This is a genomic window from Streptomyces bungoensis (assembly GCF_001514215.1).
In the GTDB taxonomy this organism is placed as follows: Bacteria; Actinomycetota; Actinomycetes; order Streptomycetales; family Streptomycetaceae; genus Streptomyces; species Streptomyces bungoensis.
The window spans coordinates 109,784-136,121 of sequence record NZ_KQ948870.1; the positions used below are offsets into that span (position 1 = coordinate 109,784).

A 26,338-nucleotide genomic window follows, 5' to 3' on the forward strand; every position below is an offset into this window, starting at 1 on the left:
ACCACCCTACGGCCCGGCAGTGACAAACGGGTCGCGGAGGCGGGGGCTGGGGGTGGGATCACGGCCGGGCTCTCCCAGGGTGGGAAGGGGGCGGGGGCGGTGCCTCGAACTTTTTTCGCCGGGCGGGAACCGGTGCGGTCCGGGCCGCGTTCCCCATGTGAACGACTCGTCACTCAGCGTCACATCAGGTGGCGCAGGACTCGGTCCCGGATCACGAGAGCGGCCCGTTTGCCGGGCAGGTCGACCTCGGCGGTGAACCGGAAGCCTGCGCTCAGGAAGGCCGCCACGGAGGGAGTGTTATGAAGGTCGGGCTCGGCGACGACACGGGTGCAGGCCGGGCGATGGTCGAGGATCTGGTCGGCCACGGCTCTCACCAGCACGGATCCGTGTCCCTTTCTCCGGTGGGCGGCGTCCCCGACCAGGAGGTGGATGCCGGTGTCGTGGGGCCGGGCCGGGTAGTGGAGGGCCAGGGGGTCAAGGTCCGCCCGGTAGATCTCCCAGTAGCTCATGGGGGTGCCCTCCAGGACACCCAGACACGGGACGCTGCGTCCATCGCCGGCGAGTTGCGTCCGCAGGTGACTCTCCGTCGCGCTCGGGGGCCCGGCCAGCTGCCAGAACGCGGCGACGGCGAGGTCGTTCATCCAGCGGTGGACGAGTGGAAGGTCGCGCTCGATCCGTACGGGCACCAGTTGGAAGGAACCCATCGGGGTGGCGGTGGGCCCCCAGCCGGACACGTGGTCGAGCAGGTCGTCCATGGCCTCGGTGAGGTGCCCCCGGGTGGCCTGGGACCACGAGGCAGCACCCGTCCCGACGAACCCGTCCCCTCCTTCCCTGCCGCCGCTGCTCGCGTCGGCTGTCCCCTCGGCGAGGAGGGCGACCAGTTCGCGCGGCAGGCGCAGTTCGAGCGTGTCCTCGCCGTCCGTGAAGAATCCGGCATCTCCCGGGCGCTCACTGTCCCGGGGACAGAGGGGGCCCGGGTGGGCGGGGACGGAGCCGGTCCCGGTGCCGGCGCTCGCGGCGGTGGAGGCCACAGTGCGCTCCTCTCAGGAGGCGAAGGAGGTGGAGGACCTCGAAGGTGAAGGGCGGCGGTGCTGTTCGCTGGAGGACGTTTCTGTTCGCTTCACGGGTGAACGGGGTTGGTGATGGCGACGTAGACGGACTGGGTGTCGACCGGGCCGACGAGTTCGTCGAGGCCGTGCAGCCGGGTCAGCAGGTTGGCTTTGCAGCGCAGGACGGGTGAGTCGAGCAGGAGGCCGGGCAGCGGGGTGCGCAGGGCGTCGGGCCCCGAGGCGACACCGGTGAGGAAGCGGCGGAAGGCTGCCAGGAGTACCTGCTCGTCGGCGAGGCACTGGGAGCCGAACGCACCGATCAGCCCGCACACGTTGTTCAGGGCGAGGTAGTACGCGAAGCGTTCGTCGGTGACCTCGTCGGGGACGAACGTGTCGCTGCGCTCGCCGATGCCGGGCAGCCGGGCGTCGAGCTCCGCACGGCGGGACCGGCGGAAGTAGTAGCCCTGGTTGTCGCGGTAGCGGCCGCCGGCGGGCCAGCCGTCGTGGTCGAGCAGGAGCAGGGTGTTCTGCTGGTGCGCCTCGAGGGCGACGCCGGCTTCGCTGTCCAGCCACAGCACGGGACGTACGACCTGCTCGAGGTAGCGCAGGAACCACTCCGTGGCCACGGCTCCGACGGGGCGGCCGGTGCGTGCGGCGAGCCGTGCGACGAGTTGGGCCAGGCGGGACCGCAGGGGCCAGGGGGTCTGATGCGGCGGGGCCTGGGTGTCCGGTTGGGCGGGCGGCCGGGGCGAGACGAGTCCGGCGACGCAGTTGACGTCGTCGGCCGGGGTGAACGGGTTGTGCCGGATCACGACGTCGAGGCCGGGTACGGGCCTGCCGTCCGGATCGTCGACGGCCAGCCAGGCCGGGTCACGGACGATGTCGAAGCCGGGGTGGGCGGCCTGCCACTGCTTGGACAGGCCGCTGCGCAGCAGCCGGTGCACCTCGACGCCGCGGTGGAGTTCCTTGCGGAGGTTCTCCCGGCGGGAGTTGGTGATGCGCAGGCCCAGCGACAGCTTGAGCATCGCGGGAGCGCCGGTCCGGTGGACGGTGCGTACGGAGGAGGTGGGGTGCCAGGCGGAGCCGAGAGGGCCCAGGTCGCGGAGCCGTCCGGTATCGAGCAGGGCGGCGACCGCCTCGCGGTGCCGGACCTCGCGTGCCTGCCAGGGGTGCAGGGGCAGGGCGGTGTAGCCGTCGGGCAGGGGCAGGGCGGTTCCCGCGAGCCGGCGGGTGAGGTGCTCCGCGGGGACGGGACGGCCGCGTTCGGTCCAGGCGGAGTCGGTGGCGAGCAGAGAGGGGGCGACAGCCAGCCAGTGCAGGGGGAAGGAGCCGCGCACCTCCGGTGAGTACCGGCGGGCTTCGGCTTCGGTCAGTCCTTCGCGGCTCTTCGGGGTCGGGTGCAGGGGGTGTCCGAGGAGGAGGGCCTGCTCGGCGTTGAGGAAGAGGTCGGGACCGTCGGCCGGGTGTGCTCGCCGGTCGTGGAGGAAGGCCGCGGTGCGGCGCACCGAGTCGGCGACCCGTGCGACGAGGTCGGCGCGTGCGGCGGTGGGCTCGGCTGTGGCGGTGGCGGCGGGGCCGGCAGCGGTGGGTGTCTCCCTGACGAGCAGGGCCGCGAGGGTGACCGCGTCGACGGGCGGGGCCGTCTCGGGGGCTTCGACGAGCCGGGGCGGGCCGAAGCGGTGCCAGCCCGTCGCGGACCAGTGGCGCACCGGGACGGTCAGGGTGGTGCCGCTGGAGGGCAGGGGGATGCGGAGGGCGCCGGTGGCCGGTGCGGCGAGGTTCGTCTCCCGCACCCAGCAGCGCAGAAGTGCGTCCACCGCCGCGGCCCCGGCAGCGGTGTGCGGGTCGGGCTCCTCCAGCGGGTCGGTGCCGGGGGCGTCGGGAGGCACGGCGCCCGGAGTGCGCCGCTTCTGCTGAGGAACGGACTCGGCGAGCGGCACGGAGAAGGGAGGGGTGCCGGGGTCCCCCTGGTCGTCGGGGCTGCCGGACCGGCCGTCGGGTGTGGGACTGGCGTTCAAGACGGCTCCTCGGGGCTGGGTCGGGTCGTGCGGTCGTTCTTGTGCGGCTCCGCGCCCGTTGGTCTTTGCGGCTCCGCGCCCGGTCACCGGGGCCGGCGTCTCGGGGCGAGGCGGGGTCGGAAGAGGCCGTGGGGTGGGCCGGGCGGGTGCGGTCGGGGGGATGTGGGCCGGGTTGTCGGAGGCAGGGCGTGGAGTTCCAGGTTCGGGAGGGAGGTGCCGGTGGGATGGGCCGTCGTGCGGTCTTCGGCCGTAGCGGCAGGAAGATCTGTTTACGGCTGTCGGCCGATGTGTGGGGCAGGGCCGTGGTGTTGTCCGTGGTGGCGACGGCGGCCGTGGTGCTGCTGATGGCGGGCCGCCGCTGCGATCGCGTCGGAGAGGCGGTCCAGGACGGCTGCCGCCTGCTCGTCGCTGATGGTGAGCGGAGGGAGGATCCGTACGACTGCGGCGTGGCGGCCGCCGAGTTCCACGATGAGGCCGCGGTTCAGGCACTCTCGCTGCACGGCAGCGGCGAGTTCCGGGTCGGCGGGGCGAGGAGCGCGGACGGGCTCGAGGGCGGACGGGATCGCGCCGTGAACGCCGGCCGAGGAGGCGCCTGGTGCGCCGTGCCCGGGACCGGTGTTCTCGCCCTCCGGGTCCACCAGCTCGACGCCGATCATCAGCCCACGCCCTCGGACGTCTCCCACGCACGGCAGCTCCGTCTGGAGGCGGCGCAGTCGGCTGAGCATCCGGGAGCCGAGGGCGGCGGCCCGCTCGGCGAGGCCGTTCTCGCGGACGTAGGCCAGGGTGGCGGCGCCCGCGGCCATGGCGAGCTGGTTGCCGCGGAAGGTGCCCGCGTGGGCGCCGGGCTGCCAGACGTCGAGGTCGTCACGGTAGACGACCACGGCCAGGGGGAGGCTGCCGCCGATGGCCTTGGACAGGACCATGACGTCGGGTGTGATCCCGCTGTGCCCGACGGCCCAGAAGGCACCGGTCCGGCCGACGCCGGTCTGGATCTCGTCGGCGATCAGGGGGACGGACCGGTCGGCCGTGATCGTCCGCATGCGGCGCAGCCAGTCGTCGGGCGCCGGGAGTACCCCGCCCTCGCCCTGGACGGGTTCGAGGATCATCCCGGCGGGCAGCGGGACTCCCGACTTCGGGTCGTCGAGGAGGGACTCGGTCCAGCGGGCGGCGAGTTCCGCCCCGACCGGGCCGCCGATCCCGAACGGGCAGCGGTAGTCCTGCGGGTACGGCAGCCGGGCGACCCCTACGTCGCCGGCGCCGCCGGACGCGGCCAGCGCACCGGCCGTCATGCCGTGGTAGGCACCGGTGAAGGCGAGCAGCCCGGTCCGGCCGGTCGCGGCGCGGACCAGTGTGAAGGCGGCTTCGACCGCGTCGGTGCCGGCCGGTCCGCAGAACTGGATGCGGGCGCGGTCGGCGAGCCCGGGCGGAAGGGTGCGGAACAGCTCGGTGACGAAGGCGTCCTTGACGGGGGTCGCCAGATCCAGGACGGAGAGCGGGGCGCCGGAGTCGAGGACCCGGCGGACGGCCTCCAGCACGACGGGGTGGTTGTGGCCGAGGGCGAGGGCCCCGGCGCCGGAGAGGCAGTCGAGGTAGCGGCGGCCGTCGGCGCCCTCGATGGTCAGTCCCCGCGCCCGCACGGGCACGATGGGCAGCGCCCGGGCGTAGGTGCGCGCGGCGGACTCGCGCGCCGACTGGCGCCTGAGAATGCCCTCGTGCGCGGTCCGCGCGGTCCCTTCCGCGTCTTCGGCCACCGACTCGGTCACGGCCACGGCTCGCTGTCCTCCCCGCTGTTCAGAGGCGATGTGATCCGCGGGGACCGGAGACAGGCAGCAGTCCCCCCACCGCTACCAACCGCGGACCGGCCCGGGGGTTACGGGTTGTCTCAAGATCCTTGCTGTGACGGAACCGTTGCCGTTCCATCGGAAGTCCCCCACAGCGAGCGCATAGTGTGTGGTCCCGTTCCCAGAGGGCCGTAAGACCCGCCTGAACTCCGAGGAGTTCGGTGCCGGGGCCGGGGCCCGAGCGCCGAGTTCCGCTACTCCAGGGGGAGTCAAGAGCATGCGATCCATACGACCGTCGTTCACCGTTCGCCGAGGGAGGGGCGTGTTCCGCAGGTCCTCCCCCGCGCTGGCGACGGTCGCCCTCGTTTCGACGCTGGCGCTGACCGCCACCGCCTGCAACGGCGATGACCACGCCGACGCGAAGCCGAGCGCGAGCGCGACCGCGGCCACGGGCGACGGCAAGATCAAGATCCCGGACGACATCAGGAACAAGCTCAGAGAGCACGGGATCGACATCGACAAGTGGAAGAACGGCGCCTGGAGGAACTGGAACCGGGACGACTGGCTGCGCGAGGCCAACGACTTCATCAACCCGATCATCAAGGGCCTGTGGGACCCGCACCGGATGCGGGATGCGAACGACCCGGCCAAGCGGGTCGACAGCAACGACATCTCCGGTGACCAGGGCGTGACGGACCCGACGCCGGTGCCGGTGAAGGCGCTGCCGGTCAGGCCGCCTTACCACACCAACGCGGCCACGTCGGGCAAGGTGTTCTTCGACTCCCCCCAGGGCACGATGGTCTGCTCGGCGACGGTCGTCGAGGACCCGGCGCACCCGGGCAAGTCCAACCTGATCTGGACGGCCGGCCACTGCGTGCACGCCGGCAGGAAGGGCGGCTGGTACCGCAACATCGCCTTCGTGCCGTCGTACAACAACCAGGGCAGGTCGGAGGCGCAGTTGCAGAACGCGTCGAGGGCCGAGGTCGCGCCCTACGGCGTGTGGTGGGCCGATGCGGCGAAGACCTCGCAGCAGTGGATCGACCAGGGTGGCGAGACCGGCGGCAACGGGGCGTCGTACGACTTCGCCGTCATCCACGTGACGCCGGAGCAGGGCAACGGCGGCAAGTCGCTGGAGGAGACGGTCGGCGGGGCGCTGCCCGTCGACTTCCAGGCGCCCGCGGTGCCGAAGGTGCCGAGCATCACGGCGAGCGGATATCCGGCGGCGGCTCCGTACGACGGTCAGCTGCTGTACCAGTGCCAGGACAAGCCGGGCCGGCTGTCGATCAGCAAGCCGGACCCGACGATGTACCGCATCGGCTGCACGATGACCGGTGGCTCCTCCGGCGGCGGCTGGGTGGAGACGGGTGCCGACGGCAAGCCGGCGCTGGTGTCCAACACGTCGATCGGCCCGGTGAGTTCGGGCTGGCTGGCCGGCCCGCGTCTGGGTGACGTGGCCAAGGGCGTGTACGAGGCGGTCAGCAGGCACTTCGCCGGGCGGTGACGCCGGACGGCACGGACGCGCAAAGGCCCGCCCCGAGCCGGGGCGGGCCTTTGCGCCGTGTGAGGGGTCAGGCGGAAGCCGGCGTGTACGGCGCCAGCTCGGCGGCCAGTTCCTCGTGCACCCGGGCCTTGAGCAGGGTGCCCTCGGCGGTGTGCTCCTCGGAGAGCACCTCGCCCTCGGTGTGGGCGCGGGCGACCAGCTTGCCGTGCGTGTACGGCACGAGCGCCTCGATCTCGACGGACGGCCTCGGCAGCTCGTTGTCGATCAGTGCGAGCAGCTCGTCGATGCCCCGGCCGGTCCGGGCCGACACCGCGATGGAGCGCGGCTCGATCCGCAGCAGCCGCTGCAGGACCAGCGGGTCGGCGGCGTCCGCCTTGTTGATCACGACGATCTCGGGCACGTCGGTGGCGCCGACGTCCCGGATCACCTCGCGGACGGCGGCCAGCTGCTCCTCCGGGACCGGGTGCGAGCCGTCCACCACGTGCAGGATCAGGTCGGAGTCGCCGACCTCCTCCATGGTGGAGCGGAACGCCTCGACCAGGTGGTGCGGCAGGTGCCGGACGAAGCCGACGGTGTCCGCGAGGGTGTACACGCGGCCGGTCGGCGTCTCCGCGCGGCGCACGGTCGGGTCCAGGGTCGCGAACAGTGCGTTCTCGACCAGGACGCCGGCGCCGGTGAGGCGGTTGAGCAGGGAGGACTTGCCGGCGTTGGTGTAACCCGCGATGGCGACGGACGGCACCTTGTGGCGCCGGCGCTCCTGGCGCTTGACCTCGCGGCCGGTCTTCATGTCCGCGATCTCCCGGCGCATCTTCGCCATCTTCTCGCGGATCCGCCGCCGGTCCGTCTCGATCTTGGTCTCACCGGGGCCGCGGGTGGCCAGGCCGCCGCGACCGCCACCCATCTGGCGGGACAGCGACTGACCCCAGCCGCGCAGCCTCGGCAGCATGTACTGCATCTGCGCGAGCGCGACCTGCGCCTTGCCCTCGCGGGACTTGGCGTGCTGGGCGAAGATGTCGAGGATCAGGGCCGTACGGTCGATGACCTTGACCTTGACGACGTCCTCCAGCTGGATCAGCTGGCCGGGGCTCAGCTCACCGTCGCAGATGACCGTGTCCGCGCCCGTCTCGAGGACGACGTCGCGCAGCTCGGCGGCCTTGCCGGAGCCGATGTAGGTGGCGGCGTCGGGCTTGTCCCTGCGCTGGATCACGCCGTCGAGCACGAGCGCACCCGCGGTCTCCGCGAGGGCGGCCAGCTCCGCGAGGGAGTTCTCGGCGTCCGCGGAGGTGCCGGTGGTCCACACGCCGACGAGTACGACGCGCTCCAGGCGGAGCTGCCGGTACTCGACCTCGGTGACGTCCTCCAGCTCGGTGGACAGACCCGCCACGCGGCGCAGGGCCGCGCGCTCGGAGCGGTCGAACTGGTCGCCGTCCCGCTCGCCGTCGATCTCGAAGCTCCAGGCGACGTCCTCTTCCATCAGGGCATCGGCCCGAAGAGCTTCGGGGTGGCTGTGCGCGAGGCGCTTGGTGTCCTGGGAAGGGGAAGAAGAGGAGGTCATTGGATCCTTACGTCGGTGGGTGATTCAGTGGGCCGGCCCGGCGCGGTCGCGTCCGGCGGTCATGAGGGACAACGCACGGGTCCCCCGGGAGATTCCCGTGTCCCGTGCCGTGCCGCGGCGGCCCGAAGATGGTCGCACGGCACGACACGTCTCGTCACCGCCTTATTCCCGGGCTGCCGGGTCCGGAATCACTGCCGGGCGGGGACCTCGACCGCCCCGCCGGTCTTGGCCGCGCTGCCGGCCTTGGTGTCCTGAGCGGTCTGACCGGCCTTCGTCGCCCGTTCCGCCTTGGCCGCCTTGGTCACCTTGGCCGCCGCCGTGGGCTTCCAGTCCGGGTGGCCCGGCATCGGCGGGGTCTTCTCGCCGTACAGCCAGCCCTGGAGGAAGCCGCTCAGGTCGCGGCCGGCGACGGTGGAGGCGAGGCGCACGAAGTCGGCGGTGCCGGCGGTGGCGTCCCGGTGCTCCTGGACCCAGATCCGCTCCAGGCGCTCGAAGGCCGGCCGGCCGATCTCCTGGCGCAGGGCGTACAGGACGAGCGCGGCGCCGTCGTAGACGTTCGGCCGGAAGATGCTGATCTTCTCGCCGGGCGCGGGCGCCTTGGGCAGGGCGGGCGGGCCACCGGCGGCGCGCCAGCGGTCGGAGGAGCCGTAGGCGGCCTTCATGCGCTCCTCCATCGGCTTGTGCGCCGTCTCGTCGGCGTACAGGGCCTCGTACCAGGTGGCGTGCCCCTCGTTCAGCCAGACGTCGGACCAGGTGCGCGGGCTGACGCTGTCGCCGAACCACTGGTGGGACAGCTCGTGCACCATGATCGACTCGATGTACCACTTCGGGTAGGCGGTCTGGGTGAACAGCTGCTTCTCGAACAGCGAGAGGGTCTGCGTCTCCAGCTCGAAGCCGGTGGAGGCCTGTGCCATGAGCACGCCGTACCGCTCGAACGGGAAGCGGCCGACCTTGTTCTCCATCCAGGCGATCTGGCCGGGCGTCTTCGCGAGCCAGGGTTCGAGCGCCGTCCGGTCGGCGCTGGGCACGACGTCCCGGACGGTGAGCCCGTGCGGTCCGTCGCGGTACACGACGGCGGAGCGGCCGATGGACACCTGGGCGAGTTCGGTGGCCATGGGGTGCCGGGTGCGGTAGGTCCAGGTCGTGGCGCCGCCGGCCCGGTCCGCGCCGGTGGGGACGCCGTTGGCCACGGCCGTGTAGCCGTCCGGGGCGGTGATCCGGAAGGTGAACATCGCCTTGTCGGACGGGTGGTCGTTGCACGGGAAGACCAGGTGGGCGGCGTCGGCCTGGTTCGCCATGGCGAGCCCGTCGGCGGTGCGCACCCAGCCGCCGTCCTGGTCCTTGGCGGGCACGGGGTCACTGGTGTGGCGCACCGTGATCCGCGTCCAGGTGCCCTCGCGCAGCGGCCGCTCCGGCGTGACGACCAGGTCCTCGCCGGCGCGGGCGAAAGCGGCCGGACGCCCGTCGACCTGCACGGACGAGACCGTGCCGTGTGCGAAGTCGAGGTTGAGGCGGTCCAGGGCGGTGGTGGTCCGGGCGTTGATGGTGGTGACGGCCTGCAGCGGCTTGTCGTTGGTGCCGGGGTAGCTGAAGGACAGGTCGTACGACGCCACGTCGTACCCGGGGTTGCCCAGGTACGGGTAGAGCCGGTCGCCGACGCCGAGCGGCGCGGGCGGGGCGGCCGCGGCGAGGAGGCAGACGGAGACGGCGGCGGCGAGGAGGGCCGCCTTGCGGCGGCGCGCGGGCCGGTGGTGCGGGCGCTGGCGGGAGGGAAGCGGCATGGACCACCGCTACCAGCGCGCGCGTGCGACACGGCGGCGACGCGCGCCCGGCCCACCCGAACGAGTTGGCCGGAGGAGCCTTCCCCTGGCCCCGCGCCCTCCGGCCCCCTCAGGGAGCCGGCGCCTGGTGCTGGGCGCGGCTGACGTCGTACACCCCGGCCACGTTCCGCATCGCGCGCATGAGGGCGGGGAGGTGGGCGGCGTCGGCGAGCTGGAGGGTGTAGGTGTGGCGGACCCGTTGCTGGCTGGGCGGTTCCACGGTCGCGGAGACGATCTCGGCGCCTTCCAGGGCGATGGCCTCGGTGAGGTCGGCCAGCAGGTGCGGGCGGCCGAACGATTCAGCGACCAGGGTGACCCGGCACTCGGTCGTGTCCCCCCAGCGCACGCCGATCTCCGCACGCCCCCGGCTCTTCATGTGCGCCACTGCGGCGCACTCCAGGCGGTGGACGGTCACCACTCCCCCGCGTACGGCGAAGCCGGTGATCGCGTCGGGCGGTACGGGCGTACAGCATCCGGCGAGCCGTGCGGCGGCTCCCGGGCGGTCCGCCAGCACGTCGGCACCGCGGGGGCGGGCGGCGGAGGCGGCTCCACCGGCCTCGGCGGGTCGGGCCGCCGGGCCGCTGCCCGCACTGCCGGTACCTCCGAGGCGCCCCTGCGCCGTCTCCGCCCCGCCATTACCACCGATGCCGTCGGCCCTGTCGTCCGTGCCGTCTCCGCCGTCACCGTCGCCGTCGCTGCCGGGATGTGTCGCCAGCCAGCGCTGGATGGCGATGCGGGCGGCCGGGGTGTGGGCGTGCTCCAGCCACTCGCGGGAGGGCTCGGAGGCGGGGTCCTGGCCCATGAGGAGCTGGACGGAGTCCCCGTCCCGCAGGACCGTGCTGAGGGTCGCCAGGCGGCCGTTGACGCGGGCGCCGATGCAGGCGTGCGCGTCCTCGCCGTACTGCGCGTAGGCGGCGTCGACGCAGCTGGCGCCCTCGGGCAGGCCGAGGGTGCCGCCGTCGGGCCGGAAGACGGTGATCTCCCGGTCCTGGGCGAGGTCCTCGCGCAGGGTGGACCAGAAGGTGTCGGGGTCGGGGGCGGCCCGCTGCCAGTCGAGGAGGCGGGACAGCCAGCCGGGGCGGGTGGGGTCGGCGCGCTCGCCGTCGGCGGGGTCGTCGGCCCCCGGGGCGTACGGGTTGCCGAGCGCGACGACTCCGGCCTCGGCGACCTTGTGCATCTGGTGGGTGCGGATGAGGACTTCTACGACCTGGCCGTCGGCGCGGGCGACGGCGGTGTGCAGCGACTGGTAGAGGTTGAACTTCGGTACGGCGATGAAGTCCTTGAACTCCGAGACGACCGGCGTCATGCAGGTGTGCAGCTCGCCCAGGACGCCGTAGCAGTCGGCGTCCTCTCCGACGAGGACCAGGAGCCGGCCGAAGTCGGAGCCGCGCAGCTGTCCACGCTTGCGGGAGACACGGTGGACGGAGACGAAGTGGCGCGGGCGGATGAGGACTTCGGCCGGGATGCCCGCCTCGCGCAGCACGGCGCGCACCTCGTCGGCGACCTCCGCGAGGGTGTCGTCCGGGCCGCCCGCGTTCTCGGCGATCAGTTCTCTGGTGCGGTCGTACTCCTCGGGATGGAGGATGGCGAAGACGAGGTCCTCCAGCTCGGTCTTCAGGGCCTGCACGCCCAGGCGTTCGGCGAGCGGGATGAGGACGTCGCGGGTGACCTTGGCGATCCGCGCCTGCTTCTCGGGGCGCATCACGCCGAGCGTGCGCATGTTGTGCAGGCGGTCGGCCAGTTTGATCGACATCACGCGCACGTCGCTGCCCGTGGCGACGAGCATCTTGCGGAAGGTCTCGGGCTCGGCGGCCGCCCCGTAGTCGACCTTCTCCAGTTTGGTGACCCCGTCGACCAGATAGCGCACTTCCTCGCCGAACTGCTCCCGCACCTGGTCCAGCGTCACGTCGGTGTCCTCGACGGTGTCGTGGAGCAGAGAGGCCGTCAGGGTGGTGGTCTCCGCGCCCAGTTCGGCGAGGATGAGGGTCACGGCCAGCGGGTGCGTGATGTACGGCTCGCCGCTCTTGCGCATCTGGCCGCGGTGCGAGGACTCGGCCAGGACGTAGGCGCGGCGCAGGGGTTCGAGGTCGGCGTCGGGGTGGTGGGCGCGGTGGGCCTCGACGACGTGGCCGATGGCGTCGGGCAGGCGGCCGCGGGCGGCGGGGCCGAGCAGCGCGGCCCGGCCGAGTCGGCGCAGGTCGATCCTTGCCCGGGGTTTCTTGCGGGCCGCCGCGGGCGCCGAGGGCGCCGTGGGCGCTACCGGGCCAGGGGTCGCTGGGTTCGTGGCCTCCGCACTCATGGGCACCTCCGGCTCGTGGACCGGTGGACGGGGCCCCAGGGCATACGCGGCTCAGGGATGGCGACGTTCCCCCGTCCGTGCCGGTGCTTGATGCTACCGAGCCCATCACGTCCGACCGACCGCCTCCCGCCGAGCGTGAAACGGATCACCCCATCGAGCGACGCACCGAAGGTTTAGATTTTGCGCCACCTGCCCCGCACTCGGCCGGGGTTTCGAACTACCCGTCCGCCGGCACGCGTCGATTCGAACACCCGGGGCGGTCCCGGCCTTGGTTCCGAAAAGGTGTCACGGCGTCAGCGCGCGGCGTTTTCCAGCCACTTGGCGTCGATCTCGCCCTCGGCGACGATCACGGCGGGACCGGTCATCTCGATCTCGCCGTCGGGTCGCTCGGTGATGACCAGGCGTCCGCCGGGCACGTCGACGGTGTAGGTCACCGGCGTGCCGGTGACGGCGGGGTCGGCGCCGTCGCGCCGGGCGGTGGCCACGGCGACGGCGCACGCGCCCGTGCCGCACGAACGGGTCTCGCCGGAGCCGCGCTCGTGCACGCGCATCGCGACGTGCCGGGGACCGCGGTCGACCACGAACTCCACGTTGACCCCGTCGGGGTAGGCGGCGGCCGGGCTGAACGGCGGCGGGGCGAGCAGATCGCCGGCCTGTGCGAGGTCGTCGACGAAGGCGACGGCGTGCGGGTTGCCCATGTTCACGTTCCGCGCGGGCCAGCTGCGCTCGCCGACGCTCACCGTGACGTCGCCCTCGGGGAGGCGGGCGCGGCCCATGCCGACGGTCACGTCTCCGTCCTTCGCGAGGTGGATCCGCTTGACGCCCCCGCGCGTGGCGATCGCGATGTCACCTTCGGCCACATGTCCCACGCGCTGGAGGTAGCGGGCGAACACACGGGTGCCGTTGCCGCACATCTCGGCGATCGAGCCGTCGCCGTTGCGGTAGTCCATGAACCACTCGGCCTCGTCCGCCATGTGCCGGGCTTCGGGGTGGGCGGCGGACCGCACGACGTGCAGCACCCCGTCGCCGCCGATGCCGGCACGGCGGTCGCACAGGGCGGCGACGGCGGCCGGGGTCAGGTCGAGGGCGTTCTCGGGGTCCGGGACGATCACGAAGTCGTTCTCGGTGCCGTGCCCCTTGAGGAAGGCGATCCGCGTGCTCATTCCTCGATCGTACGGGGTCGGTGCGACCGTGCCCGCCCGGGCGTCGGCGGCGCGGCGGACCTGATCCGGCCTGCTCGGGACGGGAGGCCCTAGCGGAGCCGCGCCACCCGCCACACGGCGAGGACGGCCACCACGACCACCAGCAGCACGTAGGCGACCGCGACCCGCCAGTCCGGCCGGCGCCCCGAGCCGCGCGCGGGCAGGCCCGGCCAGGTGTAGCCGACGCGGCGGGCGGCCATCATGCCCCAGCCCGCGGCGCAGGAGCAGATCAGCAGGCCCAGCATGGCGATGACCGCGCCGCTGTCGCCGAAGTCGAAGGCGAGCGGGAAGGCGAACATCAGGGAGCCGCCCGCGGCCAGCGCCACGATGGGCGCGAGCTGCCACAGGCGCAGCCGCCGCTGCGGGCGCAGCTCGACCTCGACCTCCGGTCCGGAGGCGTACATCTCCTCGGGCTCCGGCCCGTCGGCGGTCACGCCGTCCGCGGTCTCGTCGGGGCCGTCGTCGGCGAGCCGGGTGCCGTCCTCGGTCAGGAGGTCCTGGCCGCCGGTGAGCAGGTCGGCGATCTCCGGCAGGCGGTCGCGGCCGCTGTCCAGGAGGTCGTCGTCCGCGATCGGGCCGCCCGGTCCGGCGTCCAGAAGGTCTTCACCCGCGATCGGACCGTCGAGGCCGGAGTCCAGGAGGCCGCCGTCTTCGGCCAGGCCGTGCCGGGCGCCGGTGAAGGCGTCGCCCTCTTCCGGCAGGCGGTCCAGGCCGCCGCCCTGACGGGCCTCGGGCTGTTCCGGTTCACCGCTGCCGGTGGTGACGTGCTCGGCGGTTCGTGCGGTGTCGCGAGGGCCGGCCTCCATCGCCACGCGCCCTCCCAACTAGGACTCCACTTGGTCGATCGAAGCTCGATGATGGCACGGCGTCAGAGGCCGCGATGACCGGCGGCGCATCCCGATGCCATGACGTGATCAGGCTGTGACCGGTCGTTCGACCAACGCCAGAGCCCGTGTCGGAAGTTCCCCGCGGTCCGCCGCCGCCCCGCTGAGCCAGTGCACCCGGGGATCCCGCCGGAACCACGAGTCCTGGCGGCGCGCGAAGCGCTTGGTGGCGCGTACGGTCTCGGCGCGCGCCTCCGCTTCCGTGCACTCCCCCGCCAGTGCCGCGAGCACCTGCTGGTAGCCCAGCGCGCGGGACGCCGTACGCCCCTCGCGCAGCCCCTGCGCCTCCAGGGCGCGCACCTCGTCCACGAGCCCGTCCTCCCACATCCGGTCCACCCGGTGGGCGATCCGCTCGTCGAGTTCGGGGCGGGCGACGTCGACACCGATCTGGACGGTGTCGTAGACGGAGTCGTGGCCGGGGAGGTTGGCGGTGAAGGGCTGCCCGGTGATCTCGATCACTTCGAGCGCCCGGACGATGCGGCGGCCGTTGCCCGGCAGGATCGCGCGGGCTGCCTCGGGGTCGGCGGCGGCCAGACGGGCGTGCAGCGCGCCGGAGCCGCGGAGCGTGAGCTCCTCCTCCAGGCGGGCCCGGACCTCGGGGTCGGTGCCGGGGAACTCCAGGTTGTCCACGGCCCCGCGGACGTACAGCCCGGAGCCGCCGACCAGGATGGGCCAGCGGCCCTCGGCGAGCAGGGCGTCGATCCGCGCGCGGGCCAGTCTCTGGTATTCCGCGACGGACGCGGTGACCGTGACGTCCCAGATGTCCAGCAGATGGTGCGGGACGTCCGCGCGCTCCTCGGGTGTCAGTTTGGCGGTGCCGATGTCCATCCCCCGGTACAGCTGCATGGAGTCGGCGTTGACGACCTCGCCGCCGAGACGCTGCGCCAGGAAGACGCCGAGATCGGACTTTCCGGCCGCGGTGGGTCCGACGACGGCGATGACACGGGGGGCGGGGGGTGCGCTGCTCACCGCACCAGTCTCGCAAACCTCCCGGCCACGCCTCGAACGAGTTACGTGACGGCACGCGTCCGGCGTCGTTGCACCGAGATGCCGCCCGTCGGCTGCCGGGTGGCGGTGAGCCGGGCAACGCAAACGGACGCACCTTTCGACACGGGATTTCCCCCGCACGAGTAACGTATGGAGTGGATATGGGAGTTTTCGCACGGCTTCTCGGCAGGTCCAAGGCGGCTCAGGAGGCGAAGGCCGCCGAGGAGCCGGCCGGCACCGGGACGGACGAGGCCGGAGCCGGGGCCGAGGTGGCGGAGACGGCTCGGTCGGCGCAGGCCGAGGGAACGGCGGAGGACGGGCAGGGAGCCGCGGCGGCGGAGGCGGATGCCGCCGGGTCCGGCGCCGCGGAGAACGCCGGGATCCCGCAGCAGCAGTCCGCGGCCGGGGCGGCCGGCCGGGAGGCCGGTGAGGGCGCCCGCACATGACGGTCCCGTGAGGGAAGGTGGACGATGGGTCTCTTGGAGAACGCCAAGGCAAGGCTCGGGCCTGCCAAGGAGAAGATGTCCCACGTCGCGCGCGAGCAGGGGGGCAAGGTCCGGCACGGCATCGACAAGGCCGCGCGGGCCGTGGACGAGCGCACCAAGGGCAAGTACAGCGACAAGATCCATGCGGGCACGGACAAGGCGAAGCACGCCGTGGACCGGCTCGCGCACAAGGGCGGGCACGGACCGGGGACGCCGGGGACCGACGCCCCCATGCCTCCCACCCCGCCGAAGGGCCCGCCACCGGCTTCCTGAGCGGCCCGGGCACCGAACGGTCCAGGCACCGGTGGAGGACCGCGGGCGCACCGGTGGACGGCCGCGGGGGCGCACCGGTCGACGGCCGGAGGCGCACCGGTCGACGACCCCGGGGCGCACCGGTGGACGGCCGTGGGACGAGCGCCTCCCGGCCGTCCGCCGCGCCGCGCCCGCCCGGGTCCGGGCCGGTGCCCGCCGGCTCCGGGCGGCACCCGTACCCGCCGCCTAGGACCAGGTGGCCACCAAGTACCCCACCCCGTAAGGTGCGTCGTCGTACAGCAGCGATCCGCTCAGGCCCGCGCCCTCGGCGGCGCCGGCGAGGACCTGCCAGGGAGCGCGGCCGGAGGCCTGCAGCTCGTGGGCCAGGCCGGCGTCCAGCGAGGCGACGGCGGCCAGGTCCGCGGCGCCCAGCGCGCGGGCGACCTCGGCGTCGAAGGGCGCCGCCCGCTCGTCGAGGTAACCCGGCGCCTTGACCGTGCGGCACGCGCTCGCGTCGCCCATCACCAGCAGCGCCACCCGTCCGGCCCGGGCGGCGATGTCCCGTCCGGCCTCGGCGCACCGCTCGGGCGGGAGCGCCGCCCCGGTACCGACCCCCTCGACGGGAGCGTCGGCCCAGCCGGTGCGGTCCAGCAGCCAGGCGGCGACGGCCAGCGACGACGGCAGTGGGCGCCCGGGGACGGTGTCCGTGGCGGGGCCGAGCCGCACGTCGACGCCGACGCCGAAGCCCCGGAAGGACCCCAGGGTGCCCTGCGGGTACCGGGTCAGCCCGGTCCGCTCGTCGGGACCGACGACCACCAGCACGTCCGGGCGGGCGGCGGCGAGCACGCCGAGCGCGTCGGTGCAAGCCGCGCGCGCGGGGTCCAGTTCCGGTGCGGCACCCGCCGCGACCTCGGGTACGAGCAGCGGCGGGCAGGGGAGCACGGCGGCGGCGACAAGCATGATCGGCAGGGTAACGCCGTACGCGGACGGAGCGTTACCCCACGCCGGGCGGCGCCGGAACGGCTCAGTCGCAGCCGCAGCCCGCGGTGGCGGCCGGCAGCGGCGCCGGGGCGCCGATCTTCGGCAGGCCCAGCATCACGCCCGCCGGCTTGGCGGCCTCGGCGGCGTTGCGCTTCTCCCAGGCGTCCCCGGCGCGCGTGCGGCGCACGTCGCGGACGGGGCCCTCGGCCAGGAGGTGGTGCGGCGCGGCGTACGTCACCTCGACCGTGACCACGTCACCGGGGCGCACCTCCTGGTCCGGCTTGGTGAAGTGGACCAGCCGGTTGTCGGGGGCCCGGCCGGACAGGCGGTGCGTGGCGCCGTCCTTGCGGCCCTCGCCCTCGGCGACCATCAGCTCCAGGGTGCGGCCGACCTGCTTCTTGTTCTCCGCCCAGGAGATCTCCTCCTGGAGGGCGACGAGCCGCTCGTAGCGCGCCTGGACGACCTCCTTGGGGATCTGGTCGTCCATGGTCGCGGCGGGCGTGCCGGGCCGCTTGGAGTACTGGAAGGTGAACGCCTGGGCGAACCGCGCCTCCCGGACGACGTGCAGCGTCTGCTCGAAGTCCTCCTCGGTCTCCCCGGGGAAGCCGACGATGATGTCGGTGGTGATCGCGGCGTGCGGGATGGCGGCGCGGACCTTCTCGATGATGCCGAGGTAGCGCTCCTGCCGGTAGGACCGGCGCATCGCCTTCAGGACCGTGTCGGAGCCGGACTGCAGCGGCATGTGCAGCTGCGGCATCACGTTCGGCGTCTCGGCCATGGCGGCGATGACGTCGTCGGTGAAGTCGCGCGGGTGCGGGGAGGTGAAGCGGACGCGCTCCAGGCCCTCGACGGTGCCGCAGGCGCGCAGTAGCTTGCTGAACGCCTCGCGGTCGCCGATGTCGGAGCCGTAGGCGTTGACGTTCTGGCCGAGCAGCGTGATCTCGGAGACGCCCTCGGCGACCAGGGCCTCGACCTCGGCGAGGATGTCGCCGGGCCGGCGGTCCTTCTCCTTGCCGCGCAGCGCCGGGACGATGCAGAAGGTGCAGGTGTTGTTGCAGCCGACGGAGATCGACACCCACGCCGCGTACGCGCTCTCGCGCCGGGTCGGCAACGTGGAGGGGAACGCCTCCAGGGACTCGGCGATCTCGACCTGCGCCTCCTCCTGCACGCGGGCGCGCTCCAGCAGGACGGGCAGCTTGCCGATGTTGTGGGTGCCGAAGACGACGTCCACCCAGGGCGCCTTCTTGACGATGGTGTCCCGGTCCTTCTGCGCCAGGCAGCCGCCGACCGCGATCTGCATGCCGGGGCGCCGGGTCTTCTGCGGGGCGAGCCGGCCCAGGTTGCCGTACAGCCGGTTGTCCGCGTTCTCGCGCACGGCGCAGGTGTTGAAGACGACGACGTCAGCGTCCCCGTCCGACCCCTCGGGGGCCCGCACGTACCCGGCGTCCTCCAGCAGCCCGGCCAGTCGCTCCGAGTCATGGACGTTCATCTGGCATCCGTACGTGCGGATCTCGTAGCTCTTGGGTGCGGGCACGTCCACTGCGGGGCTCCGGTCGCTGCTGCTGGTCATGGGTCAAGGGTAGGTCTTCCCGCAGCGTGCGGGTGCCGCCCTCCTCATGGCCCGCGAAAGCGCCGGTGACCAGGTGTTTCGGCTCAGGATCCGTCGTCCTGGCGGAGCACCAGGTCGAGCAGGCCGGGGAAGCGGGCCTCGAACTCGGCCCTGCGCAGGCGGTTGAGCCGCTTCGGCCCGGCGTCCCGCTGTTCCAGCAGCCCGGACTCGCGCAGCACGGCGAAGTGCCGGCTGAGGGTGGCCTTGGTGACCGGCACGTCGAAGCCGCCGCACGTCCGCTCCCAGTCGCCGGCCCGTGCCAACTCGCGCACCAGGGAGCGGCGCACGGGGTCGGCGAGGGCGAGCAGCGCCGTCTCCAGCGAGACGGCGTCCGGATCCGTGTGGACCGGTGGGGTGCGGTGACTCGCGGCTGCCTGCTGCTGTGGGGTCTGTGCCGCCATGGCTGGTCGCTCCGTCCCGGCATCGCGCGTGCGGTGATCACCGCACGCTTCCATTGTTCGCCCAATGGCGAACACTCTACCCAAGCCGGTGGCGGACCGCCGTGGCGCGCCCGGGTGAGCGTCAGGCGCCGGCCGGTGTCCAACCCTGGCGGCGCAGGACGGCCGAGACGTCCGGTGCCCGGTAGTGCTCGCCCTTGAGGACCTTGCCGTCGGCGCGCCGGGCGACCTCGCCGTCGGGGCCCAGCTTGCTCATGTTGGCGCGGTGGATCTCGGCGATCACCTCGTCGAGGTCGATACCGTGCACCAGCGCGGTGCCGTACGCCACGTACACCACGTCCGCCAGTTCGTGCGCGAGCCGGTCCAGCGGGCCCTCGACCGACACCTCCGCGACCTCGGCGGCCTCCTCGGCGAGCAGTTCCCCGCGGTGCGCGGCCAGGCCTGGGGCCACTTCCGTCGGCGTGGCGCGGGCGTCCAGGCCGAAGGCGAGGTGGAACTCACGGACGAGTCGGGCGGGCGAGGAGCTCATACGCCGACGATACCGACCCCCGCCGACGACCCCGCCGCGCTGCCCCACGGGCCCGGCAGTGACCCGGCCCTGGCCAGGCCCGGGAGCGGCTGGCAGGATCGCCCGCATGTCCAAGCTGTTCCCCTCCCTCGGCAGGCGCCGGGCGCTCCAGGGCGCGGCCGCCGGCGCCGTGGTTCTCGGGCTGCTGCTGTGGTGGCTGCTGCCCCTGGGCGAGACGCCGCCGAGCGGGACGATCGTCTTCAGCACCGGCACGCCCCGCGGGGTCTACCAGGAGTACGGCGAGCGGCTGCGCACCGCCCTGGGCAAGGACATGCCCGGCCTGAAGGTGAAGCTGCTGGACAGCGCGGGCTCGCAGGAGAACGTCGAGCGGGTCGCGACCGGGAAGGCCGACTTCGCGATCGCGGCGGCCGACGCGGTGGAGACGTACGCGCTGCGGCACCGGGCGGACGCCGGCCGGCTGCGCGGGGTGGCCCGGCTCTACGACGACTACGTGCAGCTCGTCGTGGCCCGCGACTCGAAGATCCAGAGTGTCGCCGATCTGCGGCACAGGACGGTGGCCACCGGGCTGCCCGACTCCGGGGTGCGGCTGATCGCGAACCGGGTGCTCCGGGCCGCCGGGATCGACCCGGAGAACGACATCACGCCGGTGGCGGACGGCATAGACACCGGACCGGCCCACCTGTCGCAGGGCAGGATCGACGCCTTCTTCTGGTCGGGCGGCCTGCCCACCAAGGGCATCCGCGAGCTGACCCGGAAGTCCGCCGTCAGGTTCATCCCGATCGACGGCGCCCTGGTCGCGAAGCTGCACGCCGCCACGCAGTCCGCGCGCTACTACCGGGCCACCAACATGCCCGAGTCGGCGTACCCGCGCGTGCAGCACGGCTCGGTGGTGCCGACGATCGCGGTGTCCAACCTGCTGATGACCCGCAAGGACATGGACCCCCGGCTGACCGAGTGGGTGACCCGCACGGTCATCAAGAGCCGTGACGGCATCGGCGCCCACGTCCACTCCGCCCAGCTGGTCGACCTGCGCACCGCCATCTACACCGACCCGCTCCCCCTCCAGGAGGGCGCCCGGCGCTACTACCGGTCGGTCAAGCCCTGAGGGTCCGCGGCGCCGGTCGGACGGTTTTCCGCATACCTCGGCACCTCCACCGTGACGCGCAGTCCCCGGGGCTCGTGGTGCGCGTAGTGGATCGTGCCGCCGCACGCGGCGAGCAGCGCGCGGGTGATGGACAGGCCGAGGCCCGAGCCCTTGACGTTCTGGTGGTGGCCGCTGCGCCAGAACCGGTCGCCCACGCGCGCGAGTTCCTCGTCGGTGAGGCCGGGGCCGGTGTCGGTGACCACGACCGTCGAGGTGTCGCCGTCGGAGGAGACCGTGACCTCCACCGTGCCGTCCTCGGGGGTGAACTTCACGGCGTTGTCGATGACCGCGTCCAGCGCGCTGGACAGGGTGATCGGGTCCGCCCAGGCGGTGGTGGGCGGGCAGTCGCCGACGAGCCGGACGCCCTGGGCCGCGGCGGCCGGCGCCCAGGCGGCCACCCGCTCTCCAGCGAGCGCGCCGACGTCGGTCAGCCGGAGGTCGGCCTCGGCGTGCTCGGCCAGCGCCAGGTCGAGCAGGTCGTCGAGGACCTGTGCGAGGCGCTTGCCCTCGGTGCGCACCGAGGCGATCTCCTCGTTGTCCTCCGGTAGTTCGAGCGCGAGCAGTTCGATGCGCAGCAGCAGTGCGGCGAGCGGGTTGCGCAGCTGGTGCGAGGCGTCCGCGACGAAGGCGCGCTGCTGCTCCAGCACCTCCTCGACATTGTCCGCCATCTCGTTGAACGACCGGGCCAGCCGCCGCAGTTCCGGCGGTCCGCCGCCGACCGCGACCCGGGACTTCAGGCGCCCGCTCGCGATCGCGTGGGTGGTGGCGTCCAGGACCCGCACCGGTCTGAGCACCCACCCGGTCAGCCGCAGCGCGGCGCCGACGGCGAGCAGCATCGCGGCGAACTCGCCGGCCGCGATGAACAGCCAGCCCCGCAGGATCCGGACACGCATCTGCCCGGTGGGCGAGTCGGTGACCACGACCGCCACGACGTCCCCGTCGCGGATCACCGGCGAGGCGACGACCAGCCGGCTGTGCTGCCAGGGCCACACCTGCCGGGGGTCGTGGCTGCGGCGGCTGAGCAGCGCCTCGGCGAACGCCTCCCGGACCTCGCCCGTGGCCGGCACGAACCAGTCGCCCGGGGCGTTGGCCATGGCCGTGGAGCCGCTCAGGTAGAAGACGCCGGCGCGGATGCCGTAGACGCCGTAGTAGCTGTCCAGTTCGCGCTGCAGGGTCTCCTTGCGCTCGTCGGTGGTCGCCGGGCGGGAGCCGGTGGGCGCGTCGCTGACGTACTGCGCGAGGGCGGCGAAGCGCGCGGTGTCGTCGATCCGGTCGACGACGACCCGCTGCTGCTCGGCGGCGGCCACGCTGACGGCCAGCGGGACGCCGAGGGCGAGGAGTACGGCCGCCATCAGGACGATGAGCAGCGGCAGGAGCCGTGTGCGCACCCTGCCCCGCTACCCGGCCGGGGCGACGAGCCGGTAGCCGACGCCGCGTACGGTCTCGATCAGCGCGGGCATGCGCAGTTTGGCGCGCAGGGAGGCGACGTGCACCTCCAGGGTGCGCCCGGTGCCCTCCCAGCTGGTCCGCCACACCTCGCTGATGATCTGCTCCCGCCGGAAGACCACGCCGGGCCGCTGGGCGAGCAGGGCCAGCAGGTCGAACTCCTTGCGGGTCAGCTGCACGACCGCACCGTCAACGCAGACCTGCCGGGTGGGCAGTTCTATGCGGACGGGCCCGAGGCGCAGCGCGCTCTCGGCGCCCGGGGCCGCGTCCTCGTGTGCGGTGCGCCGGCTGACGGCGTGGATCCGGGCGAGCAGTTCCCCGGTGTCGTACGGCTTGACCACGTAGTCGTCGGCGCCCAGGTTCAGCCCGTGGATGCGGGAGCGGACGTCCGAGCGCGCGGTGACCATGATCACCGGGGTGCTGGTGCGCTTGCGGATCTTGCCGCAGACCTCGTAGCCGTCCTGGTCGGGCAGGCCCAGGTCGAGCAGGACCACGCCGAATCCGTCGCTCTCGGGGACGAGCGCCCGCAGGGCCTCCTCGCCGCTGCGCGCGTGGGTGACGTCGAATCCGTGCCGGGCGAGAACGGCGGACAGCGCCGCCGCGACGTGGTTGTCGTCCTCGACGAGCAGCAGCCTCATCCCGGCCCCCTCCGGTTCAGCGGTCGTACGGTCATGGTTCTGGTCCGGCCTGTAGGTCACGTGCACGCGCGCGTGCCCCATGGAAGTCACGCCGATGGATGAGGACGGCGTCAAGAGGGTTCCGGTTGCCGCCCGCTTCCGTTATCCGGCCGATACGCGGGCCGGACGCCCGGGCTACGACGCGTGTCCGATTGCTATCGGATCGTGATGCTCAGATCTCGCTCAGATGTGATGACGCAGGTCATCGGCCATCACTACTGTCCACCGAAACCGAGGAGGACGGAGCCCGAGAGCGATGACCGAACTATCGGTGGCCAAGGAAGACGTGGCCGCGACCGACGAACTGGTCGTCCTGAAGAGCGTCAACAAGCACTTCGGCGCGTTGCACGTGCTCCAGGACATCGACCTGACGATCGCCCGCGGCGAGGTCGTCGTGGTCATCGGGCCCTCCGGGTCCGGCAAGTCGACCCTGTGCCGCACCATCAACCGCCTGGAGACCATCGACTCCGGCACGATCACGATCGACGGGAAGCCGCTGCCCGCGGAGGGCAGGGAACTGGCCCGGCTGCGCGCCGACGTCGGCATGGTCTTCCAGTCGTTCAACCTCTTCGCGCACAAGACCGTGCTCGAGAACGTGATGCTGGGCCAGGTCAAGGTCCGCAGGACCGACCGGAAGCAGGCCGAGGAGAAGGCCCGCGCCCTGCTCGACCGGGTCGGCGTGGGCACCCAGGCCGACAAGTACCCCGCGCAGCTCTCCGGCGGCCAGCAGCAGCGCGTCGCCATCGCCCGCGCGCTGGCCATGGGGCCGAAGGTCATGCTCTTCGACGAGCCGACCTCCGCCCTCGACCCCGAGATGATCAACGAGGTCCTCGAGGTCATGCAGCAGCTCGCCCGTGAGGGCATGACGATGATCGTCGTCACCCACGAGATGGGCTTCGCCCGGTCGGCCGCCAACCGGGTCGTCTTCATGGCGGACGGCCGCATCGTCGAGCAGGCCGCGCCCGACCAGTTCTTCAGCAACCCGCGCAGCGACCGGGCCAAGGACTTCCTGTCGAAGATCCTGCACCACTGACGCACCGGCCCCGCCCGCGCGCGGGGCCCCTCAGGCCCGTCCGTCCGGGCTCGCTCCTCCTCTCCAGACGAAGGATGTTCACGATGCAGCTCCGCAAGGTCACCGCCGCCACGGCCGCCGTACTCGCCCTCACGGTGGGCGCCACCGCGTGTGGGGGCGGCAAGAAGGACGACAACGGCTCGTCCGGGGGTGGCAAGAAGATCACCATCGGTATCAAGTTCGACCAGCCGGGCATCGGCCAGAAGACCCCGCAGGGCTACTCGGGCTTCGACGTCGACGTGGCCACTTATGTCGCCAAGAAGCTCGGTTACAGCCCCGATCAGATCGAGTGGAAGGAGTCGAAGAGCGCCGACCGCGAGACCATGCTGCAGCGCGGTGACGTCGACTTCATCGCCGCTTCCTACTCGATCACCCCGGAGCGTCAGCAGAAGGTCGACTTCGCCGGCCCTTACCTGCTGGCCCACCAGGACGTGCTGATCCGCTCGAATGACACCTCCATCAAGTCGCCCTCGGACCTGAACAAGAAGAAGCTGTGCTCGGTGGCCGGCTCCACCTCGGCGCAGAACGTGCACGACAAGCTGGCGCCCAAGGCCCAGCTGCAGAAGTACCCGACGTACTCGGCGTGCCTGACCGGTCTGCAGAGCGGTGCGATCGACGCCCTGACCACGGACGACTCGATCCTGGCCGGTTACGCCGCCCAGTCGCAGTTCAAGGGCAAGTTCAAACTCGGTGGCTTCAAGATGACCAACGAGAACTACGGCATCGGCGTCAAGAAGGGCAGCCCCCTCAAGGACAAGATCAACAAGGCCCTTGAGGACATGGTGGCCGACAAGTCCTGGCAGCAGGCGGTGGAGAAGAACTTCGGCCCGGCCGACTACAAGAACGAGCCGGCCCCGAAGATCGGCGACATCAAGAGCTGAGGCAGGACCCGGCGGGTGCGCCGCGCCTGACGGCGGCGCACCCGGCATCCCTACACGTGGAAGCGCGGGAGATCGTGTTCGACTTTCTAGGACGTTACGACGTGCTGGGCGCCTTCTGGACGACCGTGCAACTGGCGCTGTTGTCCGCCGTGGGCTCCCTCATCTGGGGCACGCTGCTGGCCGCCATGCGTGTGGGCCCGGTGCCGCTGATGCGCGGCTTCGCCACCGCCTACGTGAACATCGTGCGGAACATCCCGCTCACGGTGATCATTCTGTTCTCCTCGCTCGGCCTGTACCAGACGCTGCGTGTCACCCTCGGCGCGGGAGACAAGGTCGACACGGCCAACTTCCGGCTGGCCGTGCTCGGTCTGATCGTCTACACGGCGGCCTTCGTCTGTGAGGCGATCCGCTCCGGCATCAACACGGTGCCGGTCGGCCAGGCGGAGGCGGCCCGGGCCATCGGCCTGAGTTTCACCCAGGTACTGCGTCTGGTGGTGCTGCCCCAGGCCTTCCGCGCGGCCGTCGGCCCGCTGGCCAACGTGCTGATCGCTCTGACGAAGAACACGACGGTGGCGGCTGCGATCGGTGTCGGCGAAGCGGCATTGCTCATGAAGGAAATGGTGGAGAACGAAGCGCAGTTGCTGGCGATCTCCGCGGTCATCGCCTTCGGGTTCTGCTGCCTGACGCTGCCCACCGGCCTGCTTCTCGGCTGGCTGGGCAAGAAGGTGGCGGTGAGGCGATGACTTCGGTCCTGTACGACGCCCAGGGGCCTCGCGCCAGGCGGCGCAACGTCCTGTACACGGCTGTCTTCCTGATCGCCTTCGCGGCCCTCCTGTGGTGGGTGTACAAGTCACTCGACGACAAGGGGCAGCTGGCATGGCCCTTGTGGAAGCCGTTCTTCACCGGCACCGAGGCGTACTCGACGTACATCTGGCCCGGCCTGCGGAACACTCTGAAGGCTGCCGTGCTGGCCATGGTCATCGCGCTGCCGCTGGGTGCCACGCTCGGCATCGCCCGTCTCTCGGACCACGTGTGGATACGCGTGCCGGCCGCGGTCGTCGTCGAGTTCTTCCGGGCCATCCCGGTACTGGTGCTGATGATCTTCGGGCTCGCCCTGTACGCCAATTACACCAACGTCGCTTCCGACGACCGGCCGCTGTACGCGGTGGTCACCGGCCTGGTGCTGTACAACGCGTCGGTGCTCGCGGAGATCGTCCGGGCGGGCATCCTCGCCCTTCCGAGGGGCCAGACAGAGGCAGCCCTGGGGATCGGCCTGCGCAAGGGCCAGGCCATGCGGATCATCCTGCTGCCGCAGGCCGTCACCGCAATGCTCCCCGCGATCGTCAGCCAGCTCGTCGTGATCGTGAAGGACACGGCGATCGGCGGTGCGGTCCTCACGTTCCCGGAGCTGCTCTCGTCGGCCAACACGATGAGCGGCTACTACGGCGCCAACATCATCGCCTCCCTCACCGTGGTGGCCGCGATCTACGTAGCCATCAACTTCTCGCTGACCTCGTTCGCGAGCTGGCTGGAGGGCCGGCTGCGGCGACGCAGGAAGTCGACCGGCGCGGTGCTCGGAGCGCAGGACGTGGCGGACGTCGCGGGTACGACGGCGACGGGTGCCGAGGGAGCCCCCGGCAACACGGACGGCCGCTCAGGGTTGGTCGGCCGCGGCACCCGCGGTGGGGGCCGCGACGGGACCACTGGAGCTGATTAGCACTCAAATAACATGAAGCAGCCGGAGGCAGTGGCATGATCGCCACTGCCT

At 72.3% G+C, this 26,338-nt stretch carries 23 protein-coding genes; 8 read left to right on the forward strand and 15 right to left on the reverse strand.

From position 1 onward, the window contains the following. Window positions 1-179 precede the first annotated feature (179 nt). The 3 genes from AQJ66_RS30205 to AQJ66_RS30215 form a co-directional block, all read right to left on the reverse strand. Window positions 180-1,031, reverse strand: a complete 852-nt coding sequence (locus AQJ66_RS30205; RefSeq protein ID WP_061928274.1) for a GNAT family N-acetyltransferase — start codon at window positions 1,029-1,031, stop codon at window positions 180-182. 89 nt (window positions 1,032-1,120) lie between these two features. Continuing rightward, on the reverse strand, window positions 1,121-3,067 hold the full coding sequence (locus tag AQJ66_RS30210) for an IucA/IucC family protein (protein ID WP_063804106.1): 1,947 nt from the start codon (window positions 3,065-3,067) through the stop codon (window positions 1,121-1,123). Between the two features lie 269 nt (window positions 3,068-3,336). Beyond that, window positions 3,337-4,836: a diaminobutyrate--2-oxoglutarate transaminase family protein gene (locus AQJ66_RS30215; RefSeq protein WP_079060519.1), complete on the reverse strand. Its 1,500-nt coding sequence runs from the start codon at window positions 4,834-4,836 to the stop codon at window positions 3,337-3,339. Window positions 4,837-5,125: 289 nt separating this feature from the next. Here AQJ66_RS30215 and AQJ66_RS30220 point away from each other — a divergent pair, with 289 nt between their 5' ends. Next, window positions 5,126-6,349, forward strand: coding sequence for a trypsin-like serine peptidase (locus tag AQJ66_RS30220; RefSeq protein ID WP_208611487.1), 1,224 nt, complete (start codon window positions 5,126-5,128; stop codon window positions 6,347-6,349). 67 nt (window positions 6,350-6,416) lie between these two features. Here AQJ66_RS30220 and hflX read toward each other — a convergent pair whose 3' ends face one another. The 6 genes from hflX to miaA form a co-directional block, all read right to left on the reverse strand. Next, window positions 6,417-7,904 (reverse strand): GTPase HflX, encoded by a 1,488-nt coding sequence (hflX, locus tag AQJ66_RS30225; protein ID WP_061928276.1) that lies wholly within the window; start codon window positions 7,902-7,904, stop codon window positions 6,417-6,419. Between the two features lie 188 nt (window positions 7,905-8,092). Next, window positions 8,093-9,685, reverse strand: a complete 1,593-nt coding sequence (locus AQJ66_RS30230; protein WP_061928278.1) for a M1 family metallopeptidase — start codon at window positions 9,683-9,685, stop codon at window positions 8,093-8,095. A 109-nt stretch (window positions 9,686-9,794) separates the two neighbouring features. Continuing rightward, window positions 9,795-12,023 (reverse strand): RelA/SpoT family protein, encoded by a 2,229-nt coding sequence (locus AQJ66_RS30235; RefSeq protein ID WP_061928280.1) that lies wholly within the window; start codon window positions 12,021-12,023, stop codon window positions 9,795-9,797. Between the two features lie 293 nt (window positions 12,024-12,316). Further along, a complete protein-coding gene (dapF, locus tag AQJ66_RS30240) occupies window positions 12,317-13,186 on the reverse strand; it encodes a diaminopimelate epimerase (protein WP_061928282.1) in 870 nt (289 codons plus the stop codon). A gap of 89 nt (window positions 13,187-13,275) precedes the next feature. After that, window positions 13,276-13,758: a hypothetical protein gene (locus AQJ66_RS40405; RefSeq protein ID WP_425264316.1), complete on the reverse strand. Its 483-nt coding sequence runs from the start codon at window positions 13,756-13,758 to the stop codon at window positions 13,276-13,278. A gap of 381 nt (window positions 13,759-14,139) precedes the next feature. Further along, window positions 14,140-15,078 (reverse strand): tRNA (adenosine(37)-N6)-dimethylallyltransferase MiaA, encoded by a 939-nt coding sequence (gene miaA / locus AQJ66_RS30250; protein WP_061928284.1) that lies wholly within the window; start codon window positions 15,076-15,078, stop codon window positions 14,140-14,142. Window positions 15,079-15,257: 179 nt separating this feature from the next. Here miaA and AQJ66_RS30255 point away from each other — a divergent pair, with 179 nt between their 5' ends. Together AQJ66_RS30255 and AQJ66_RS30260 are read left to right on the forward strand one after the other, a co-directional pair. Beyond that, window positions 15,258-15,542 (forward strand): hypothetical protein, encoded by a 285-nt coding sequence (locus AQJ66_RS30255; RefSeq protein WP_061928286.1) that lies wholly within the window; start codon window positions 15,258-15,260, stop codon window positions 15,540-15,542. A 24-nt stretch (window positions 15,543-15,566) separates the two neighbouring features. Beyond that, window positions 15,567-15,854: an antitoxin gene (locus AQJ66_RS30260; RefSeq protein WP_061928288.1), complete on the forward strand. Its 288-nt coding sequence runs from the start codon at window positions 15,567-15,569 to the stop codon at window positions 15,852-15,854. 225 nt (window positions 15,855-16,079) lie between these two features. Here the strand turns inward: AQJ66_RS30260 and AQJ66_RS30265 are convergent, their stop codons facing one another. The 4 genes from AQJ66_RS30265 to AQJ66_RS30280 all read right to left on the reverse strand — a co-directional run bounded on the left by AQJ66_RS30265 (window position 16,080) and on the right by AQJ66_RS30280 (window position 19,350). Continuing rightward, window positions 16,080-16,793 (reverse strand): class III extradiol dioxygenase subunit B-like domain-containing protein, encoded by a 714-nt coding sequence (locus AQJ66_RS30265; RefSeq protein ID WP_061928289.1) that lies wholly within the window; start codon window positions 16,791-16,793, stop codon window positions 16,080-16,082. A gap of 64 nt (window positions 16,794-16,857) precedes the next feature. Continuing rightward, window positions 16,858-18,384 carry a tRNA (N6-isopentenyl adenosine(37)-C2)-methylthiotransferase MiaB gene (miaB, locus tag AQJ66_RS30270; RefSeq protein ID WP_061928291.1) on the reverse strand — a complete coding sequence of 509 codons (1,527 nt, stop codon included), beginning with the start codon at window positions 18,382-18,384 and terminating at the stop codon, window positions 16,858-16,860. Between the two features lie 83 nt (window positions 18,385-18,467). Beyond that, entirely contained in the window at window positions 18,468-18,824 is a 357-nt protein-coding gene (locus AQJ66_RS30275; protein ID WP_061928292.1) for an ArsR/SmtB family transcription factor, read from the reverse strand. A 121-nt stretch (window positions 18,825-18,945) separates the two neighbouring features. Further along, window positions 18,946-19,350 carry a pyrophosphohydrolase domain-containing protein gene (locus AQJ66_RS30280; protein ID WP_061928294.1) on the reverse strand — a complete coding sequence of 135 codons (405 nt, stop codon included), beginning with the start codon at window positions 19,348-19,350 and terminating at the stop codon, window positions 18,946-18,948. Between the two features lie 106 nt (window positions 19,351-19,456). On the opposite strand from AQJ66_RS30280, the gene AQJ66_RS30285 reads away from it, so the two are divergent. Next, entirely contained in the window at window positions 19,457-20,455 is a 999-nt protein-coding gene (locus AQJ66_RS30285) for a TAXI family TRAP transporter solute-binding subunit (RefSeq protein WP_061928296.1), read from the forward strand. Here AQJ66_RS30285 and AQJ66_RS30290 read toward each other — a convergent pair. Continuing rightward, window positions 20,434-21,882 carry a sensor histidine kinase gene (locus AQJ66_RS30290; RefSeq protein WP_061928298.1) on the reverse strand — a complete coding sequence of 483 codons (1,449 nt, stop codon included), beginning with the start codon at window positions 21,880-21,882 and terminating at the stop codon, window positions 20,434-20,436. The two genes, AQJ66_RS30285 and AQJ66_RS30290, sit on opposite strands and share 22 nt — an antisense overlap. 9 nt (window positions 21,883-21,891) lie before the next feature. Beyond that, window positions 21,892-22,578, reverse strand: coding sequence for a response regulator transcription factor (locus AQJ66_RS30295; protein WP_061928300.1), 687 nt, complete (start codon window positions 22,576-22,578; stop codon window positions 21,892-21,894). 295 nt (window positions 22,579-22,873) lie between these two features. Here AQJ66_RS30295 and AQJ66_RS30300 point away from each other — a divergent pair, with 295 nt between their 5' ends. The 4 genes from AQJ66_RS30300 (at window position 22,874) to AQJ66_RS30315 (ending at window position 26,287) form a co-directional block, all read left to right on the forward strand. After that, window positions 22,874-23,650, forward strand: coding sequence for an amino acid ABC transporter ATP-binding protein (locus AQJ66_RS30300; RefSeq protein WP_061928302.1), 777 nt, complete (start codon window positions 22,874-22,876; stop codon window positions 23,648-23,650). An 83-nt stretch (window positions 23,651-23,733) separates the two neighbouring features. After that, window positions 23,734-24,570 carry a glutamate ABC transporter substrate-binding protein gene (locus AQJ66_RS30305; RefSeq protein WP_061928367.1) on the forward strand — a complete coding sequence of 279 codons (837 nt, stop codon included), beginning with the start codon at window positions 23,734-23,736 and terminating at the stop codon, window positions 24,568-24,570. 74 nt (window positions 24,571-24,644) lie between these two features. Further along, window positions 24,645-25,313 carry an amino acid ABC transporter permease gene (locus AQJ66_RS30310; protein ID WP_061928369.1) on the forward strand — a complete coding sequence of 223 codons (669 nt, stop codon included), beginning with the start codon at window positions 24,645-24,647 and terminating at the stop codon, window positions 25,311-25,313. After that, window positions 25,310-26,287: an amino acid ABC transporter permease gene (locus AQJ66_RS30315; protein ID WP_079060520.1), complete on the forward strand. Its 978-nt coding sequence runs from the start codon at window positions 25,310-25,312 to the stop codon at window positions 26,285-26,287. The genes AQJ66_RS30310 and AQJ66_RS30315 overlap by 4 nt, the downstream gene beginning before the upstream one ends. Window positions 26,288-26,338: the final 51 nt, after the last annotated feature.

Bases quoted from the DNA above. Each gene is read 5' to 3' on its own strand.
- AQJ66_RS30220 (WP_208611487.1), top strand. From the start codon at position 5,126: ATGCGATCCATACGACCGTCGTTCACCGTTCGCCGAGGGAGGGGCGTG.
- hflX (WP_061928276.1), bottom strand. From the start codon at position 7,904: ATGACCTCCTCTTCTTCCCCTTCCCAGGACACCAAGCGCCTCGCGCAC.
- AQJ66_RS30230 (WP_061928278.1), bottom strand. From the start codon at position 9,685: ATGCCGCTTCCCTCCCGCCAGCGCCCGCACCACCGGCCCGCGCGCCGC.
- AQJ66_RS30235 (WP_061928280.1), bottom strand. From the start codon at position 12,023: ATGAGTGCGGAGGCCACGAACCCAGCGACCCCTGGCCCGGTAGCGCCC.
- dapF (WP_061928282.1), bottom strand. From the start codon at position 13,186: ATGAGCACGCGGATCGCCTTCCTCAAGGGGCACGGCACCGAGAACGAC.
- AQJ66_RS30255 (WP_061928286.1), top strand. From the start codon at position 15,258: ATGGGAGTTTTCGCACGGCTTCTCGGCAGGTCCAAGGCGGCTCAGGAG.
- AQJ66_RS30260 (WP_061928288.1), top strand. From the start codon at position 15,567: ATGGGTCTCTTGGAGAACGCCAAGGCAAGGCTCGGGCCTGCCAAGGAG.
- AQJ66_RS30265 (WP_061928289.1), bottom strand. From the start codon at position 16,793: ATGCTTGTCGCCGCCGCCGTGCTCCCCTGCCCGCCGCTGCTCGTACCC.
- miaB (WP_061928291.1), bottom strand. From the start codon at position 18,384: ATGACCAGCAGCAGCGACCGGAGCCCCGCAGTGGACGTGCCCGCACCC.
- AQJ66_RS30275 (WP_061928292.1), bottom strand. From the start codon at position 18,824: ATGGCGGCACAGACCCCACAGCAGCAGGCAGCCGCGAGTCACCGCACC.
- AQJ66_RS30280 (WP_061928294.1), bottom strand. From the start codon at position 19,350: ATGAGCTCCTCGCCCGCCCGACTCGTCCGTGAGTTCCACCTCGCCTTC.
- AQJ66_RS30285 (WP_061928296.1), top strand. From the start codon at position 19,457: ATGTCCAAGCTGTTCCCCTCCCTCGGCAGGCGCCGGGCGCTCCAGGGC.
- AQJ66_RS30295 (WP_061928300.1), bottom strand. From the start codon at position 22,578: ATGAGGCTGCTGCTCGTCGAGGACGACAACCACGTCGCGGCGGCGCTG.
- AQJ66_RS30300 (WP_061928302.1), top strand. From the start codon at position 22,874: ATGACCGAACTATCGGTGGCCAAGGAAGACGTGGCCGCGACCGACGAA.
- AQJ66_RS30305 (WP_061928367.1), top strand. From the start codon at position 23,734: ATGCAGCTCCGCAAGGTCACCGCCGCCACGGCCGCCGTACTCGCCCTC.
- AQJ66_RS30315 (WP_079060520.1), top strand. From the start codon at position 25,310: ATGACTTCGGTCCTGTACGACGCCCAGGGGCCTCGCGCCAGGCGGCGC.